The sequence below is a fragment of the Scytonema hofmannii PCC 7110 genome (genome assembly GCF_000346485.2).
Taxonomy (GTDB): domain Bacteria; phylum Cyanobacteriota; class Cyanobacteriia; order Cyanobacteriales; family Nostocaceae; genus Scytonema; species Scytonema hofmannii.
Genome location: NZ_KQ976354.1, coordinates 9,053,777 through 9,072,336, shown reverse-complemented (window position 1 = coordinate 9,072,336; position 18,560 = coordinate 9,053,777). Strand labels below are relative to the sequence as shown.

The following is an 18,560-nucleotide window of genomic DNA, read 5'->3' as shown; positions in this document are numbered from 1 at the left end:
AAATTTAAGGCTTTAAATGAAAAGCTATTTGCAGATCAACTCCTTTTTATTTGAGGTTTTTATAATGCAGATGTAATAAATTCTCTCTACCCTCTGCCTTACCCGGATGAATCATAAAAAACAAGTATTGAGATAAAACATAATTGCAGAGTAATTTAATGCTGGAGGTTTTGCAAAATCTTTTTATGCCCATAGCTTTTATTCCTCACGGTCATTGCTATCTTTGGAATCCTGGATTAGTTTGGCTTCATGTCTTATCAGATAGTTGTATTGCCATCGCCTATTACTCAATTCCAGTAGTGATACTCTATTTTGTCCACAAGCGTCAAGATTTGCCTTTCTCTTGGATTTTTTTGCTATTTGGAGCATTCATTGTCGCTTGTGGGACTACCCATGTCATGGAGATCTGGACGCTTTGGCATCCAATTTATTGGGTTAGTGGATTGTTGAAAGCCATAACTGCCATTATTTCGCTATATACTGCACTCACTCTAGTGCCGTTAGTTCCTTTAGCACTTGCTCTTCCCAGCCCGGAGTCTTTGAAAAAAATCAACCTAGAACTAGAACAAGAAATTACTGAACGAAAGAAGATGGAAGAAGCTTTGCGGACACTCTCGCAACAAGAACGCTTGAAAGCCACTCAGCTAGAAATAACCCTAGAAGAACTCACTCGCACTCAAAGTTTATTAATTCATAATGAAAAAATGGTAAGCTTGGGGCAATTAGTTGCAGGTGTGGCTCACGAAATTAACAATCCCGTCAGCTTTATCCATGGCAATATCACCTACGCTCAGACCTATACTCAAAATTTGTTAGATCTTATAAAACTCTACCAGCAATACTACCCCAACTCTGTAGCGGAAATTCAACAACAAATAGAATACATCAATTTAGATTTTATTGCAGAAGATTTTTTCAAATTATTAGTTTCAATGGCATCTGGTGCTAACCGAATTAGTCAAATAGTGTTATCCTTACGTAATTTTTCCCGTCTCGGTGAAGAAGCACTCAAAAAAGCTGATATTCATGAAGGTATAGATAGTACTCTACTCATGCTGCAACATCGTTTGCAACAACATAAATCTGGAGAAATTCAAGTTATCAAAGATTACGGTGATATCCCTCTTATAGAATGTTATCCTAGTCAACTGAATCAAGTATTTATGAACGTTCTTAGTAACGCCATTGATGCTTTAGATGAAATGAAAACAAAAGAAATAGATTTTGATAGACAAGTTCAGGTTGTACAACCAAGGCTTCAGATTTTTACCTGTATAAAAAAAGATAAGACAAAAAGTCATTATCTGCAAGAACAAGACTATGTTGTCATTAATATTACTGATAATGGTTGTGGAATCAAGCCAAGCATCCAATCAAAAATCTTCGATCCATTTTTTACAACAAAATCTCCTGGTAAAGGAACAGGTTTAGGATTATCTATCAGTTATCAAATTGTCATTAATCAACACAATGGAAAACTCTGGTGTCATTCAGACTCTCATCAAGGAACAACATTTTTCATTGAATTGCCTGTGACTCAGAACAGTGACCAGTGACCAGTGACCAGTGATACCAGTACTTCCACTGGAATAAAGTCTGTTCTTGAACTTTCTATAGTCTTAGCATTTGTTCCATTGTTTGGTATAAGGCTGGCTGCTGGTTATTATTACAGTACCAACAGAAAAAACGAAACCTAATTTGGTAAGTTCTGTATTATACTTGGGTGGGAAACTCATTTCAAAAACACCAAGTTGTGCTTTGTCAAAAGCTGTGAGTAAAACCATTAACTTCACCCTTGATTTCTACTTTTTCATTCAAAAATGCGTCAGCTTGCACTACTTTTAAGTATTTTTTTGACTGCAGTCTTACTGCCCAATCAATCCTCCTTTGCAGAAAATTCACCAATTCCACCAGTTTCTGACAAACCGTTAGAATTAAATTTATTGACTAATCCTACAGGTTCTGTTGTTACGGCTAACACTATCTACCAAGAACATTTGACTGTTCCTAGTTTGTGGTTGGCAAAGGAAAATTCAGAAAACAAACTCCTAGATAACTGGATAGCATACCCAGTTTCTAGTGCAGAACCTGCTAGAGTTGACTTGATCGTCAATCAACAAATTTGGAGCTTGCTAGATTATCTGGAACGTTATGATTTTGTAAATCGTTTGGGTACAGTCGCACGCAATTACGGTTACAACGTCCGCGTGTTTAACTATCAACAAGAACGATTAGCAACCTACACGTGTAATTTTAGTGCGAGTCCAGCTATGTGCAGAATAGACATGAATCTTCAAAGCAAGCTAGGGTTACAAACTCAAAAGTAGGGAGTAGGGAATAGGGAATAGGGAATGGGGAATAGGAATCAACGAATGACTTAGCCAATACCCAGTCCCTACCCTTGGATGCTAGCAAATAAGGATTGATAGCGAGCTGTCGCAGTTGGGGATAGGGGAAGTAAAAAATCACTTTTATCAAAAACTTCAACGTTCATCTGTAGTAGTTTACGTAAGGACTCTTGAATATCGGACTTGGGTAGATTTGCGATCGCAGGTGAATTCGTTTTGGTGAGCAAAGATATTTCTTGAGCAATTTGAGGCGTTAAACAAAAATCTAACCAATTGTATAGTAAATCTTCATTTTCTTTCCCTGCAGGGCTTACCCAGAGGTCAGCCCATATTGCTGTTCCAGACTTGGGAACAACTACAGAAAGTTGGGGGTAACGCCCAAGTGTTTGGACAACATCATTAGACCAACCCACTGCTAACCAAGTGTCCCCGACGATCAGAGGTTCTAAATACTTTGTGGAACTGTAAAATTTTACCTGTCGATCCAGTGATACTAGTTCTTTTTCTAAATTTGGAACTTTATCGAGATTTTCCAGGTTGTAAGATTGACCCAGTTTCTTTAAGACTAAACCAATCGCTTCTCTTGGCTGTTCCAGCACCGAAATACGTCCAAGCAGCTCATTTCGCCACAAATCACTCCAATCTGAGGGTGTCCATCCTAATTCTTGGAATTTGTCACGGCGATAAACAATCACCGTGGTACCCCAACGATAAGGGATAGCCCAAACCTTTCCTTTGGGGTCGATCTGACCTTTGTCATTACGGGTTACTAAGTTTTGCCACCGCTTGGGTAAAGCAGACCACTGCTTTATTTTTGACTCTTCTAATGGTTTAATGAGCTTTTCCTGAATTGCCTGAGTTAACCAAAAATCTCCCATCGTTACTAAGTCAGATGTAGCCGATTTTTGATTAGATGTCATGAATGGTACGGAAATCCTCCATTCTGCTTCCTGAGTATTTGTTTTTTTCTGCCACTCTTTCAATTTCTCAAATAAATCTTGTAACTGCTCTACCGGAGCAAACTTTAACTGTGCCTTCAATCCTCGGCTAAATTGACTTACCACTTGACCAGGGATGGAACCTTTTAACAACTGTACGTTGAGTGTCCCTTGATTATTGTTACTACATCCTAGCATCAGTTGTGACAGTGCTAGCGCACTTGTATTCAGTAAAAAAGACCGTCGCTCCATTGATTTTCAATTTGAGATGGATGAACTTTCAGTTAAAAACACCATCAGTTACCGCCAGGACTTACGCAAAAATTGCTAGAAACCTTGATTTATTGAACCGCCAAGACGCCAAGAGCGCCAAGAATTCGTAGAGCGTGCGTAAGTCCTAACCGCTTTGCTGTAACTTCAAGTGTAAGTCTAACAGTGAGCAGTGACCAGTGACCAGTTTAGGGTAATTGCTCGTGGGTGTTTGGGGCAATAATGTCTTCAATTGAAGATGTTTATTTTTTTACACACAAATGTTGAACAAGACCTTAAGAAAATATGTAGATATATTTCAAATGAAAGACTTAAATATTTTATTTCGACAGAAGATATTAAAAGTTAAAAAAATCATAAGTATAGTTAACATTGCCAGGAGATTTAATAACATAGAGAGAAATAAGCGGACGAGGGTATTAAATGGAGCCATTACAAAAGCAAGTCCTGACATTGAGTCAAAAACTGGATGCCCTCTACCAAGTCATTGAGCAGCTTGATGGTAAGGTTTCTCAGGCTTTATCAGATTGCAGCTTGGCAAAAGAAGAGTCTAGGGATAATTTTCCGGAAAACGGTAGCGATCGCCGTCACCAGTTAAAAGGACATACCAGTTTCAATTCAGACTTTGAACATAAGGATGTCATAGCAGACGGCACTTATTCAGATAGCAACCTTCAAGGTGGGGATAAACAAATAACACCGGAAATTCAAATCCAACGCCTGACAGCACAATTAACAGCAGCATACAATCGTATCGCTGCTCTAGAAGAACAATTACTTCTTAAAAGAATAAACTCTTAATTAAAATCAAAATAGCTTTTTGCTTTTGAGTTTTTACTCTCATCTACTAAATCCAGTCAGTATTGACGCCTCCCCGAGTTTTAAATTAAAAAAATAAGTCTTTTTTTGACAAATTAAAGCTCGAACGACTAGAAATCGTGGCTATACAAGCAAACCCCGCCTACGCGGTTTCAAAAAACAACTTTCCATTAATCGGCATAGGCGGACTTTGTTTGTGTAGAAGCTCATATTATGAGGCGAAAACTTGTAGGACGCCGCTTCTAAAAGTTTGGACAAAGCTACCCACAAGTAGATAAATCTGTACAAACCCAACTCTACGGTATAAGTTCGCTCAACTAGAAGTGCCATTTGGCTTGGTTCCCTTGCCCCATGTCTTAGGTTCCTTGACCCTTCGGGTTCGCCAGTCGCCTACGGAGGGAGACCCTCCTGCAGCGCTGGCTCACCACTAATCCCCAGTTAGAGATACTGAAATTAATTCAGTACGAGACTTAAAAATGTATTCAGTTTTTAACAATTAGTTTGTGCTAAGTGTTTCAAGGTTCTCACGCCAAGTAAGCTTTTGCATCCCGCACTAATCAAGCGTCTGAACACAATACCTCAATATACCTAAAAAGTCAAGCTTTGGGTAAAGGTGTATCGGTTTCAATTTACAGTTTATTACCCCTTTACATCCATTGCCAGTACCAACGTCAGCAACATTACTTATTTTGATAATAACTCTGTATTTGTTTTTCAGTAGCTTGTAAAACTTGGTGTTGTTGCCAGCCTTGGTAGAGATAAGCCGCAATGCAAGAGCCACCAGCACCTACACCTTCTTTTACAAAACCCTTTTCGTAAGCTCTGAGTTGTTCATAACGAGATTCAGCAAAGCTTAGTTCGGTGGCCAGTAAGGGTGGAGTGAATAATTCATCAGGAGTGCTGCTACCCCGACCAATAAGTTCGGCTAATTCAACAGTACCACCCGTTGAGTCCTCTGCTACCCAACGAGTTGTTCCCACAATGACTTCTTCAACTCGCCAAGGTACGTCATAAGCGTGTGCGATCGCACAAGTCAAAGCATATACTGCCAACATTTGTGTCCCACCTGCAAGCAAAACACCACAACTGCGACTCAAAGCAAGAGTCATTCCAGCAACTGCGACTTGCATGGGATCGCCCACTGCAGCAACAAGTTGTAGGGGATCGGGGGAATTTTGGATTTTGGATTTTGGATTTTGGATTGGGATTCGAGAACTTTCTCTTCTAGTTACCAGCCCCCAGTCTCCAGTTCCCAATCTTGCCTTTTCAAGACCCGCTTGCACAAGCGCCCACTTTTGAGCGTGATTGCAAACAGGGTGACTGCTGTTAACTTTTCCGACAGCTTGGATACCCAAGCCAGTTAATATTGCTAGGGCAGTTGTTGTTCCGCCAACGACGCACTCGCTTAAAATGTAATAGTCTTTTCGGTCATTATTTGCCAATCGTTCGCCCCATTCCATCCCTTGCTTGAAGAGGTGGCGTACTGTTGCTATGTCCATAGCCTGACCTTGGCTCAAACACTTGGCAGGAGAACCGCCCAAATCTATTACAGGAACAGGAGGGGACTGAGGCAAACCAGCATTAAATATATAAACTGGAATTTTTAATGTTTCAACTACAGCACGGGTGATGAAGACTGGAGAAGCCCCAGCTAAGAGTGAAGGTAGGGGATACTTAGGTTTCACGCCAGTACCATAGTATAAAAACTCAGCATCTGCACAAGCAGTGTATTTTCTATCCTCCGGCGTTGAACCAGCCGCAGAAATACCAGGGATCAAACAAGTGTCAGTAAATCCTAAAATGCAAGCAAACACGGGTGGACAACCTCGATACTTAGTTATCCATTTCTTCGCTTGCTCAGTTTGTGTATAAATGCGAATCATATGGGTTGGTTAGTGGTTAGTGGTTAGTGGTTAGTGGTTAGTGGTTAGTAGATAGTAGTAAAAAACAACCAACAACTAACAACCAACAACTAACAACTAACAACCAACAACCAACAATTATTCATAATCTAAAATAACTTGTACCCAACGTGGAGGCAGGGGAATTGGGTTTCCCAAGCGATTCAACAGCACCCATGCTCCCAAATGTACTACAAATAGGTAAATAAAATTGTTCAATACAATTAGAGCGATCGCACCGACTTGAATCAAGAATACGCTAGGGGTTGACAAAATTTCTAATTTGAGGAATATCCACTCTATGAAATCTGTCACCTGATTGATTACGTAAATCCAGAGGTCTTCATTAGACAATACAGACAGCAGCCACACGCGAAAAAATACGCCCAAAGTTCCTAATAGCGTACCCAAACTGATGGAAACAATCCAAGGAACGCGGCGATTCCAAGTTGCTCCCAAAAGAACACCCATAAAAGCAAAGGGCATAACAAAGAGAAGACTGCGGACTGGTCCCATTAGCACCGAAAGCAACAAACCAGAAGTTACAGCTGCCATCCATGCTGCCCTGCTACCCCAGCGAAGGTAGACTAGGGCAATAGGTACGGGGAAAAATATCCGCAAAACTGGTCCTAAAGGAAAGTAAAAATTAATAAACCAAATTAAGCTCGCAGTACTAGCCAAAAATGCTGTTTCCACCACTCTTAGTGGTGTTTCCAACTTCATAGAATTTTTATTTAAATCGTTTTGCTTTACCACTGGTCATTTGTCACTGGTCATTTGTCACTGGTCATTGGTCATTGGTCACTGGTCACTGGTCACTGGTCACTGGTCAGGTGTTATACAATCATTCGTTCGAGCGCTAATAGATCGGGAATACAGAGAACATCTTGCTCTCGTCTAATCAATCCTTTTTTTTCTAACCTTGTTAACACTCGTGTGACAGTTTCTCGCGCTAATCCACTTAAACTGCTTAATTCCCGGTGAGGTAAGTTAGGAATTTCTGTTCCTGCTTGCGCTTTCTTACCCTGTCCTTCAGCCAAAAACAACAATGTGTCTGCCACTCGCGATTGACTGTCAGATTCCCGCAATCGCAGCCTCCGATTGACTTGGCGCAATCGTCGCGCCATCAGTTGTGCCAATCGCACTCCTGCCATAGGTTCTGTATAAAGCAATTTGAGAAAATCCTGGGATGGCATACTGCCAATCGCTGTAGGAGTTAGTGTAATCACGTCGGTGGAGCGAGGTACTTCGTCGAGGGCTGCCATTTCGCCAAATAATTCTCCTTTTCCAAGGATATTTAGCGTGACCTCTTTACCTTCTAGATTATAAGTACGAATTTTTACCCAGCCCTCCATAATAAAATACACAGAACCGCCCCAATCATTTTCCAACAGAATAACTTGGTTTGCTGGGTGAGTGCGGGTCACAAGATGGGTGAGAGCAGGTTCTACGACCGTTTCTGGCAGCCCCTGAAAAAAGGGAGCCAAGTTCATCCAGGAATTGCCAGGTGCTTGTAAGCTATACCTTTCTTCCATTACAACATCTTTACTGTACTGTTAAGCAGCAATATATAACAGTTCCTCTGTAAGCATATGCTATTAAAGCACAATCCACGAAATATAAAGCTAAATGTAGATAAACTACACCCATGATACTCAAGATAATTTATTTTTGGTAACCTAAGATTTTTAACGGTGAGCCGCAACAAAAATATAGGCACGAGAGAAAAAGAACAGAGTGCAGCTCGCTTTCTGGTCAAATTGCCGATTAAGAACGCTTTTTGTGTGCCTAGACAGCAGCGAGCTGTTAAGCTATTTTCTCAAAGCAGGCAAATTTTTGACACATCATATTGATAGACGCCAGTTTCACGAATAACATAAATTGCAACAGTTGTACAGCAATTCCTATATCACCCAACCTACAGTTCTATAATTAAGGTAACTTAACGTGACTTCCCGGTTAACTGAAACTCAAAACTTAATTGCAGATATTGACCGCTTACTGACGAACAAGCGACTGTCTAGGTTTCTCTCCAGTCAAGCGTCAGAACCCCGACAGATTTTAGAACAAACTCGAAGTTTCCTAGTAAGGTTGGCCCAAAGCGACGAACATGAACGCGAGCAACAAATGCAGCAATCTCCCTTGCTTGCGAGATTTGCAGGACACGAAGAAACTCCCCAAACATCTTCTGTAGGGCAAAACGAACTTCAACAAAAGGATCTCGCCGATACTTCTACTGTGAAAGGAGAGTTTTCCGCTTTTCTGGCACCTTTGCAAGCGGAATTACAAACTCTCCTGCAAGAACGGGCAAATCTTGTGGAGGAAATCAGGCAATTAGAACAAAGGCGGTTGCATAACTACTCCTTGGCACAACAATTGGCGAATCAAGAGCACATGATTTCAGAATTCTTGCAGGTGCTCAAGAACCGCCTTGTCTCTGGTTCAACATCTCAAGAAGTTAAGACTAATTCTCAAGAGCCGCCAATTCCCAGTACTGACACTACTCCTGCTACGGTTAGTTCCAGAAGTCATGTACAGCCAGTCACAACATCTACTCAACAACCTTCACTGCATTCAGCAGATCGAGTTGAGGAGGTTGCAAGACTCGCCCGAGAACTCGATCAAAAGTTACTAGCGCTTGATGGCACTGTAAATGTTGTTTTTGATTCTCTTCAGCGCAATATTCACACGTATCATGACTCTTTATCACAAGCCCTTGCAAGAATGCACAGCAAAGGAGTGCAGGGAGAGCAGTTACTAACGGGTTTGATTGGTAATTTAACACAGCATTTACAGCAGTACACTTTAGAGAGCGAACTACCTATTGATGATGTAAAAAAGGAAACCTTAAAGCCTTCCCGCTCTCAACAGTTAACACCTGAGTTACCAGAACCCAAGCGAGTTGAAACTTCATCCTCACCCACAGATATTGCTATTGCTACCCAGGTCGGCTCTAAGGTATATGAGGTCACTACTACGACAGAAAATGTAAGTGCAGTGCAATCTCCTCTCAATCAAGACACGCAAGAAAACTTAGTTACATCTACTACTCCTCATAGCTTAGCTCCGGATAGTTCTCAAACAAAACCTGATGAAGTCGATCGCTTGTATGCCAGTCTGTTTGAAAATGAAGCAGAGGATCAGGAAAAAAATGTCACAACAGACGCAGCAGTGAGTGAAGTGCCGAATGTAACGGATGATTTAACGGCTGATGCTCCCATTACACCTGTGATTGCCCAAGTTCAACCAGAAGTTCCATCGCAGAAAGTGCCTGTGGAGGCTAAAGAGGTCAAAAAGGCGACAAATTTTATAGATGAGTTGTTTATGGGTATCACATCCTCCCCATCCACAAAAACTTCTTCACCAAAAATCAATCCAGTCCCAAAGGTAGTTTCACCAGACATCACTCCTCAAATCAAAAGCGAGACACATTTTATAGATGAGTTATTCATGGATATAACGCCATCCTCATCTACCCAAACTCCACCCCTAACAACAAATCCAGTCTCAAAGGTATTGCCTATTGAGGTGATTCCTGAAGTTAAAAAGTCAACAAGTTTTTTAGATGACTTATTCGCGGATACTCTACCCTCAACCACAGATGGAGAACAGCTAGATTCAGAAACTTTCTTACATGAAGTGATTTTTGAAGCACCGAATGCGACGACGGATTTGGCAGAGGGTAACGTAAAGGATCTAACGGAAGAGTCCATTGTAGATAACACAACCTTAGCAGCACAGCCAACAAATCAAGAAGTGCCTGGTGCTTCTGGTGCTTCGATACCAGATCCTTGGTTGGAAGGTTCGGATAAAAAACGTTTGAATCGCACTCATACTGAGACTCAGGAAAGACAAAAACATCCTGTGGAAAATACAGAGATGAATGAACTTGTCAGTCATGAAGCAACTCTGATGGTTGATGAACCGCCAAGCGCTGATACCATTACAGCGTTAACTGATTTACTGAATGAAACAAGTGATGGCGAACGGGTACTGGAAGAATCTTCTTTTGGTAGAGGAGCAAATACAGGAATTGCGACGAACCAAGCTCAACCTTCAGTTGTCATCATTGATAGTCGTGATGCAGATTCTTCTCAAGAAAGTTATATTCCTGCTTCTCCACAAGAAAATTTATTACCACAGGATGAAAATCAATCTCCAGAGGTTGCTGATATATCTTTAGAAGAAGCACAGTTGCAGCAATTGGAGCAGGATTTGGCGAGTTTTGATGGAGAACTCAATTCTCTCTTGCAACCTCTTAACGATTTAGAAAATCGAGAAAATACACAAAGTCGGCTTGTTCCTCAAGAAGCCCCACAACCTGCGCTTCCTGAGTCGGGATCGGGCGCAGAAAAAGAATTGGTAGCTGCAACTGACAGAAATGAAGAGCCAGAACAACTTGTGGGTTCTTTAGTTTCAATTTCTCGTTCCACAAATGATTCGGAAGTCACGCTTGATGCTGCTAACTCAGTTTGGTATTTAGGAATTGATTTAGGGACTACTGGAATTTCTGCTGCACTGTTAAATCGCTCTACAACAGAGATTTATCCTCTTTACTGGACGGCGGAAAATCAACCAGAAGCAAGTTCTAAGGCGCGATCTTTTCGTTTACCTGCAGAAGTTTATTTACCAACAGCTTCTGTGAATGTTGGTGAAACAGAAAGTTCTCACTCGCACGAGCAAACTTCACCTGCTACAGTGGGTGAAGAAAAGTTACCTGAGGGGGAAGGCGGAAGTTCTCAGGCGGCTGCAACTCAATCCCAAAATCTGTTTTCAGCGCAGTTAAAACCGTATTTGCAAATCGCCCTTCCCTACAAAAATGAACAGCATTCATGGGAACCAGTTTTGCAGTTAAATGAATTTTCTACGGTTCCTTTGGTTTGGGTTGTGCGATCGCTCTCAAAATTGCTGTTAACCTTAATGGCAGACCGCAGCAGTACAACTTTGGGTTTAACGGCGGCGGCGGTTAGTATAGAGCCAGACATTTTCCGGGCTATTATCAGTCGCGTAACTGGTGTTATTTGCAATTGCCCATCGAATTGGTCGGAACAGTACCGCTTTAATATTAGAGAAGCTATACTAACAAGTAAACTGGTACGGCACTCACAACAAGTCTTTTTTATAGAAGAAGCGATCGCGTGTTTGCTTTGTGAACTAGATGGTGCTAACGGTGAAATCATCAAAATCAAAGGTCGGCAAAGTAACCGTCTAGCCAAAACCAGCGATCGTCCTTTGAATGGTAGCACTCTTGTGATTAGTATTGGAGCCGACGCAACAGAAATGGCGCTGGTAGATTTGCCAGACAACTTAGAAGACTTAACCCACAACGATTTCATGCTCCACGGTTTTACCTATGCGGGTAAGGGAGTCGAGCAAGATATTGTTTGCCAATTGCTACTTCCAGCAAAATGGCGACAACCGCGAACTGACAATCAAAGCGATAGTAAAACTGCCAGCAGCAATCCTTGGCATTGGCAACCAGCCGTTCCTGGCTTAGATCGAATGAGTTTTTCTAGCTTGGGTTTAGAAGAATTAACTTTGCCAAGACCCGGAGAACCCGACTTGGTAGAACGAGTGCGCTTGCAGCAACGTCTGGAAAGTTCGTTGTTAGGAAAAGCAGTTGTGGATGCAGCTGTTGCCCTCAAGTTAATCTTACAACACCAAGAATCCTTCACCTTAGAATTAGCAGATCAAAAATGGGTGTTGCAGAGAAGAGACTTAGAAAGTCAAGTATTTGTCCCCTTTGTACGCCGTATCAATCGAGAACTTAATAGATTGTTAGTTGCTAAAGGTCTACCCACAGAAGCAATCAATCAAGCTATCTTAACAGGAGGGGTCGCTTCCTTGGGAGCAGTCAGTCGGTGGCTGCGTCAAAAATTACCAAATGCCAGGATTATCCAAGATTTGTATCTTGGTGAAAACGGTTCACCCACTTGCAGCCGCGTAGCATATGGTTTAGCTGTGCTTCCCCTGCATCCTCAAGTATTAGAAGTTCCCAGACAACAGTACACCGATTACTTCTTGTTCACAGAATTGCTGCGAATCTTGCCAACTCGACCGGTATCCTTTGGAGAAATCATTCAGTTATTTGAGAATCGCGGTATCAACACGCGCAACTGTCAGCAACGCTTGCTGGCTTTTCTAGAAGGCGAACTTCCACCGGGTTTAGTCCCAACCAGCACTGAAGCTACCTGGCTTGTTCCCAGTTCATCGGAGAATCCCGATTATCAAGCCCTCTCGGCTGAACCACTGTTTGAGAAACAAGGAAGTCTCACCTATCGTCCTAATACTCAGCAACTGCAAGCGATCGCTCGTTATCTTGATGCCATCAAAGCCAGTACCCGACAATCATTAGATGAACCCTACACGGTTAATTTTGCTATAGGGGTTAGGGAGTAGGGAGTAGGGAGTAGGGAGTAGGGGGTAGGGAGAATAACTTATCCCCAATCCAAAATCCAAAATCCAAAATCCAAAATCCAAAATCCAAAATCCCTAACCCCTAACAACACGGAAAATTTAAATTTTCCCGGATATCTGAAAGATTGTATAAAATTTAGGTTGTGACCTTTCAGTTAAAGGCATTACTTGTCTATATTAATACTTGTATAAATCTCCGTGGTTAAGAAACTACTCCAACCGTGTCAACTTGTACATCCGATAAAACATACAATGGCTCTATTGATGTAGCCATTTTCAGTGAATATAATTCAGTTGATTTTCCACAGCAACCCGCACATCCCTCTGTTACAAGTATCATCAAGCGCTTAGTTGATATTTTAGGAGCTATTGTAGGGCTGCTGATTACAGGTATGGTAGCAATTCCCGTAGCCATAGCCACCTACTTAGACGATCCAGGTCCCATCTTCTACAGTCAAATACGCTGTGGTATGAATGGACGTAGATTCCGCATTTGGAAGTTCCGTTCCATGATAGTGAATGCAGATAAACTTAAGCATTTGGTAAAAAACGAAGCCAAGGGTCACATATTTAAATCAGCCGAAGATCCCAGAATTACAAAAGTAGGAAAATTTTTAAGACGCACAAGCTTAGACGAATTACCTCAATTTTGGAACGTCCTCAAAGGAGAGATGAGCTTAGTTGGGACTCGTCCACCGACTCCTGATGAAGTTGTCAAATATGATGTCCACCACTGGCAAAGATTGCAAGTAAAACCTGGTATTACGGGAGAATGGCAAGCCAATGGTCGTTCTAGTATTACTGACTTTGAGACTGTAGTCAGCATGGATCTTGACTACCAGCGCAAGTGGTCAGTTATGTACGATCTGTATTTAATTGTGAAAACTATCTCGGTAGTCGTGAATAAGAACGGTGCGTATTAAGAGCGAGCGGTGAAAGAAAAAATTTGTCAGCTAATGTGCATTTAAGTTGCATCTTCTGGACGGGCGAGACGCCCATCCCACAAGAAATGTTTTAGCTTATTCAGGGTGCGTGCTATTAATTGTGGATAATCTTAGACCGAGCGATTAAAAATCGCGGCTATACAAACGAAGTCCGCCTGTGCGGACTAAATTATCAAGGAGATATAAGACGCGGATTTTGTACTAATCATGACAAATAACAAATGACAAATGACAAATTATCCCTTGACGCCGCTACCAGTTTCCGTAGGAACAATATAACGTTGTAAAAACAGAAACAAGACCAGTACCGGGGCAATGGAAATAACCGATCCTGCTGCTACTAACCGCCAATCTAGGGAAAATGTACCCGCCAACTTTGCTACACCTAAAGGAAGGGTGTAGAGACTTTCGTCTTGGATAACAATTAATGGCCAAAGAAAATCACTCCAAGAACCGATAAAGACGAAAATTGCCAAAGTCACCAATGCAGGGCGAATTGCTGGGATCATGATATGCCACCATATACCTAACTCCGAACAACCGTCCATGCGTGCTGCTTCTTCCATTTCTTTAGGAACGCTCATAAACGCTTGTCGCAACAGAAAAATTCCAAAAGCAGAAGCTAAGCCAGGAAAAATAATTCCCAAATAAGAATTTCTTAAACCCAACTGGACTGTCAGGATATAGAGGGGAATCATGACGATTTGGAAGGGAATCATAATAGTAGAGACGATCGCAACAAAAATCCAGTCTCTTCCAGGAAACGACAATCTTGCGAGTGGGTAAGCAGCTAAAGCGCAAAAAACTAAATTTAGACCTACAGTTAGCACTGCGACTAAGGTACTGTTAAATAAGTACTGTCCAAAAGGGTTTGTTTGCCAAACAGTCACAAAGTTATTGAGTGTTGGTTGGCTTGGCAGTAACTGCGGTGGAGACTGAAAGATATTTTCCGTTGGGGATTTTAACGCCGTACTTATGAGCCAAAATAGTGGAAATAGGGTTAATAGTGCTATAACTCCCAATAGCCCATAAGTCCCTAACTGATTTTGGAGCTTAGATTTTGTCATTTTCAAGTTATTTCTGCAACAAAAATATACAAACAAATTCTTAAGACTGATTTTGCATCTAATTTTTCTTAGGTTATATTAAAACCTCCACAGCTTTAAAAAATTATAGCCTTGGTCTTCGACTTCTAGATCCCCGACTTCTCTAAGAAGTCGGGGATCTAATCGGATATGGAACAATTACCAGTATGAATATAAGAAAAATTAAAATCCTATCTACAGGAAAATATCTGCCTAAAAAGCAAGTGACAGCCAAAGAACTAGAATTCAGCCTTGGTTTAGATCCGGGATGGATTGAGAAAAAATCGGGTGTGCTTGTCCGCCATTTTGTTGAAGATGAAACAGCATCAGTGATGGGAGCTTATGCTGCTAAAAATGCCTTAGAAGCAGCTGGTTTATCCTTTAAAGATATTGATTGTTTGATTTGTACGAGTGGTATCCCGGAACAGGCGATTCCCTGTACAGCTGCACTGATTCAAGAACAGCTTGGTGCGCTTGATTCTGGAATTCCTGCTTTTGATATTAACTCTACCTGTCTTAGTTTCATCGTTGGCTTAGACACGATATCTTATCTTATTCAAGCAGGAAGATATCAAAGAGTATTGATTATAGCCACAGAAGTCGCAACAGGTTTAAATTGGGAAGATAAAGAAAGTTGTACCCTGTTTGGAGATGGTGCTGCGGCGGCGATAATTGCGAAGTCTGACGAACAAGAGGATTGCAAGATTTTATCTGCTCGAATAGAAACCTACAGCCGAGGCGCACATTTCACAGAATGCAAAGGTGGAGGTAACAAACATCATCCCAAAGATTATGCCGGGAATCTAGATTATTTTCTTTTTAAAATGGATGGTAAAGCTGTTTATCGGCTTGCTTCTGAAATCACGCCAGATTTTGTCCAGCGTTTGCTTCAGGATGCAGGGTTAAAGATGGCGGATATAAAAATGGTGATTCCCCATCAAGCGAGTTTAATGGCAATACGTCTTATGCGTAAACAACTGGATATTCCTGAAGAAAAAGTTATGGTCATTGCTCACAATCATGGTAATACCATAGCTGCATCTGTACCGATGGCGCTGCATGAATCTATAGTTCAAGGGAAAATTCAGCGTGGCGATCGCATTATGCTTTTAGGTACATCAGCAGGATTTTCTATTGGAGGTATAATCCTTGAATACTAATATCTTGTTAACGGGGGGACGCGCTCCTGTGACGTTAGATTTAGCCAGACTCTTATCAGCAGCAGGTTACAGAGTTTTTGTTGCTGATAGCATAAAACATCATCTTTGTACTGCTTCACGTGCTGTCATCAAAAATTTTTTGGTTCCACCTCCTAGGATTAATCCAACGGGTTATATTGAGGCTTTATTAGAAATAATCCAACAAGAAAGTATCGAGTTTTTGATCCCCACTTGTGAAGAGATTTTTTATATTTCTAATAAACTCTTTCAACTGACACCCTATTGTCAGGTTTTTGCTGAACCACTGGAAAAACTCAATAGACTGCATAACAAATGGCAGTTTATCAATCGCGTACAACAGTTAGGTTTGGTAGCACCACAAACTTGGTTACTCAACTCTCATAAAGACTTACTGGATGTTTTAGATTTACCAAATCCAAAAAAGATAGTCTTAAAGCCTGTTTATTCTCGATTTGCCAATCATGTTCATATATTATCGAAACCTCTTAGTGAAATACCATTATTAGAAATAAATTCTCAGAAAGCTTGGGTTGCTCAGGAATTTCTTTCGGGAAAGCATTATTGTACTTATAGTATTGCTCATCAAGGTAAGGTAGTGGCTCACGCCGTTTATCCTACTATATTTACTGCTGGTAAAGGTTCTTGTATTTATTTTGAGTCTATAGAGCATTCGGGACTTTTGGAATGGGTGAAAACTTTTGTTGAAGCTGAAGAATTCACGGGTCAAATTGCTTTTGATTTTATAGAATCAGATGATGGGGTGCTATATCCTTTGGAATGCAATCCTAGGGCTATTAGTGCTATTCATTTATTTGAAGCATCGGATGGATTGGAGAGAGCTTTTTTCAATAAGACAAATATTATTATTCAGCCTAAAGTTGGTCAAAGGACTGCGATCGCGATGGCTATGATTGTCTATGGTTTGGCTTCGGCTATTCGTTCGGGAAGATTTGGTAGTTGGTTAAAAATGTTTATGAGGACTCAAGATGTTGTTTTTCGGTTATCCGATCCTTTGCCTTTTTTTCATCTGTGGATAGTGCTTTTTCAGTTTATACAAATGAGTCGTAGGAGTGGGTTAACTCTTCAGCAGGTGTCTACTCAGGATATTGAGTGGGATGGTGAAGAAATTGGGTGAGTTCATATGTTGCAACAGTCAAAAGGGCGGGCGGGACGCCCACCCCACAAATGCATGAATTTCTGTTTCTTGTGGGATGAGCATCTTGCGCGACCCTATTATTAAAAGAGGGGAGGGTGATGGAGGATTTTTTGTTGAGAAATTGGTATATAGCGTGTGCTTCTGGTGAGTTAGGTCAAAAGCCAATAGGAAGAACTGTATTGGGTATTCCTTTAGCTATTTTTCGAGGGATCGATGGTAAGCCTTGTGCTTTGTTGGATAAATGTCCGCATCGCAATGTTCCTCTTTCACAAGGTTGGGTGAAAAATAACTATCTTATTTGTAAATATCATGGTTGGTGCTTTGATGAGCAAGGTGTTTGTCGGGAAGTACCGGGGCTTTGCGATCGCAATGAAGATCGGCGGAGAAATGCTGTTGCTTATCCTGTTATTGAGCAAGATGGTTTTATTTGGGTTTATTGTCAAGCTGATGAATTACCCAAATCTCAGCCTTATGAATTTCCTTATTTAAGGCAAAAAGGGTTTTCCACATTTAGCAGACAAATGGAATGTGAAACAACCTTGGAAAATGCAGCCGAAAATTTTCTGGATGCAACTCATACTCACTTTGTTCACTCTGGGTTAATTAGGACAGATAACCAACGCAAAGAAATTACTGTTAAAATAACTCGCTCTGAGAACATGGTAGAAGCAGTTTACCTAAATGAAGAAACTATTTCTGGTTTAATTTACAAATTATTAGCGCCGGGATGTAACAAAGTGATTTCTATCGGTCGCTTTATTTTGCCGAGTATTGCTCAATTAGAATATCGTACAGATAGCGATCGCAATAGATTATTTATTTCTCTTTTCTTAACTCCCGTTAAAGAAAAATTAACGAGAGCATATAGTATTGTTACGTTTCGCTCTTGGTTACCCAACTGGTTTTTAAAAGTTATTGCCCAACCACTTTTTGAGCAAGCTGCACGACAAGATAAGGCAATTTTACAATTACAGACTTGGAATATCAATCAGTTTCAAGGAGAAGACTTTGTATTGACAGAAATTGATGTTCTTAAACCTCATATTTTGTATTTGTTAAAACAAGGAGAAAATCAAAATCAGTCACCATTTTTTGAGAAAACAATTAAGATGAAGGTTTAAATATATAACAGTCCTGTTTGAGTTATAAAAATTATTAACCGCAAAGACGCAAAGAGCGCAAAGAAAAGAGAGAGGAGAGAATTTTACAAATGATTTAGGATGGCTATAGTATTTTCATTCTGTAGGAGTCATGAATCATTTATGAAAAATCTTACTCCCTTTCCGCCATAAGATTACCTATCTTCTTCTCCTCTTTCTTCGTGCTCTTTGCGTCTTTGCGGTTCATTTAACTTGGTAATCTTTAAGCGGGATAGGAGTAACTCTGCATACTCTGCGTCTGGTGCGGTTAAAATGTTTTTTGAATCAACGCTCCAGAGCGCAGAGGAGAAAGATGAGGAATTATCGCCTGAATCAAAATTACGTCACTTTAACAGTATTAG

Annotated in this window: 13 protein-coding genes; 8 read left to right on the top strand and 5 right to left on the bottom strand. The window is 40.9% G+C overall.

Annotated elements, in window-relative coordinates; all coding sequences use genetic code 11:
• Positions 1–143: 143 nt before the first annotated feature.
• Together WA1_RS38350 and WA1_RS38345 are read left to right on the top strand one after the other, a co-directional pair.
• Positions 144–1,556 (top strand): sensor histidine kinase, encoded by a 1,413-nt coding sequence (locus WA1_RS38350; RefSeq protein ID WP_336389825.1) that lies wholly within the window; start codon positions 144–146, stop codon positions 1,554–1,556.
• Positions 1,557–1,820: 264 nt separating this feature from the next.
• Positions 1,821–2,327: a hypothetical protein gene (locus tag WA1_RS38345; protein ID WP_017748075.1), complete on the top strand. Its 507-nt coding sequence runs from the start codon at positions 1,821–1,823 to the stop codon at positions 2,325–2,327.
• Positions 2,328–2,395: 68 nt separating this feature from the next.
• Here the strand turns inward: WA1_RS38345 and WA1_RS38340 are convergent, their stop codons facing one another.
• Positions 2,396–3,538, bottom strand: a complete 1,143-nt coding sequence (locus WA1_RS38340; protein WP_017748074.1) for an extracellular solute-binding protein — start codon at positions 3,536–3,538, stop codon at positions 2,396–2,398.
• Between the two features lie 441 nt (positions 3,539–3,979).
• On the opposite strand from WA1_RS38340, the gene WA1_RS38335 reads away from it, so the two are divergent.
• Complete coding sequence (locus tag WA1_RS38335) at positions 3,980–4,357, top strand: hypothetical protein (protein ID WP_017748073.1); 378 nt, start codon at positions 3,980–3,982, stop codon at positions 4,355–4,357.
• 698 nt (positions 4,358–5,055) lie between these two features.
• On the opposite strand, the gene cobT is transcribed toward WA1_RS38335, so the two are convergent.
• The 3 genes from cobT to WA1_RS38320 all read right to left on the bottom strand — a co-directional run bounded on the left by cobT (position 5,056) and on the right by WA1_RS38320 (position 7,811).
• Entirely contained in the window at positions 5,056–6,258 is a 1,203-nt protein-coding gene (gene cobT / locus WA1_RS38330; RefSeq protein ID WP_017748072.1) for a nicotinate mononucleotide-dependent phosphoribosyltransferase CobT, read from the bottom strand.
• 117 nt (positions 6,259–6,375) lie between these two features.
• Positions 6,376–6,999: a DUF2232 domain-containing protein gene (locus WA1_RS38325; RefSeq protein WP_017748071.1), complete on the bottom strand. Its 624-nt coding sequence runs from the start codon at positions 6,997–6,999 to the stop codon at positions 6,376–6,378.
• 113 nt (positions 7,000–7,112) lie between these two features.
• Positions 7,113–7,811, bottom strand: coding sequence for a Crp/Fnr family transcriptional regulator (locus tag WA1_RS38320; RefSeq protein ID WP_017748070.1), 699 nt, complete (start codon positions 7,809–7,811; stop codon positions 7,113–7,115).
• 412 nt (positions 7,812–8,223) lie between these two features.
• Between WA1_RS38320 and WA1_RS38315 the strand changes: the two genes are divergently transcribed.
• Complete coding sequence (locus tag WA1_RS38315) at positions 8,224–12,675, top strand: hypothetical protein (RefSeq protein WP_017748069.1); 4,452 nt, start codon at positions 8,224–8,226, stop codon at positions 12,673–12,675.
• A 278-nt stretch (positions 12,676–12,953) separates the two neighbouring features.
• Complete coding sequence (locus tag WA1_RS38310) at positions 12,954–13,616, top strand: sugar transferase (protein ID WP_051077121.1); 663 nt, start codon at positions 12,954–12,956, stop codon at positions 13,614–13,616.
• A 257-nt stretch (positions 13,617–13,873) separates the two neighbouring features.
• Here WA1_RS38310 and WA1_RS38305 read toward each other — a convergent pair whose 3' ends face one another.
• A complete protein-coding gene (locus tag WA1_RS38305) occupies positions 13,874–14,704 on the bottom strand; it encodes a carbohydrate ABC transporter permease (RefSeq protein WP_017748067.1) in 831 nt (276 codons plus the stop codon).
• 185 nt (positions 14,705–14,889) lie between these two features.
• Between WA1_RS38305 and WA1_RS38300 the strand changes: the two genes are divergently transcribed.
• The 3 genes from WA1_RS38300 (at position 14,890) to WA1_RS38290 (ending at position 18,180) form a co-directional block, all read left to right on the top strand.
• Positions 14,890–15,882: a beta-ketoacyl-ACP synthase III gene (locus WA1_RS38300; RefSeq protein WP_017748066.1), complete on the top strand. Its 993-nt coding sequence runs from the start codon at positions 14,890–14,892 to the stop codon at positions 15,880–15,882.
• Positions 15,872–17,038, top strand: a complete 1,167-nt coding sequence (locus WA1_RS38295) for an ATP-grasp domain-containing protein (RefSeq protein WP_017748065.1) — start codon at positions 15,872–15,874, stop codon at positions 17,036–17,038. Before WA1_RS38300 ends, WA1_RS38295 begins: the two co-directional genes overlap by 11 nt.
• 119 nt (positions 17,039–17,157) lie before the next feature.
• On the top strand, positions 17,158–18,180 hold the full coding sequence (locus WA1_RS38290) for an aromatic ring-hydroxylating oxygenase subunit alpha (protein ID WP_017748064.1): 1,023 nt from the start codon (positions 17,158–17,160) through the stop codon (positions 18,178–18,180).
• Positions 18,181–18,560 lie beyond the last annotated feature (380 nt).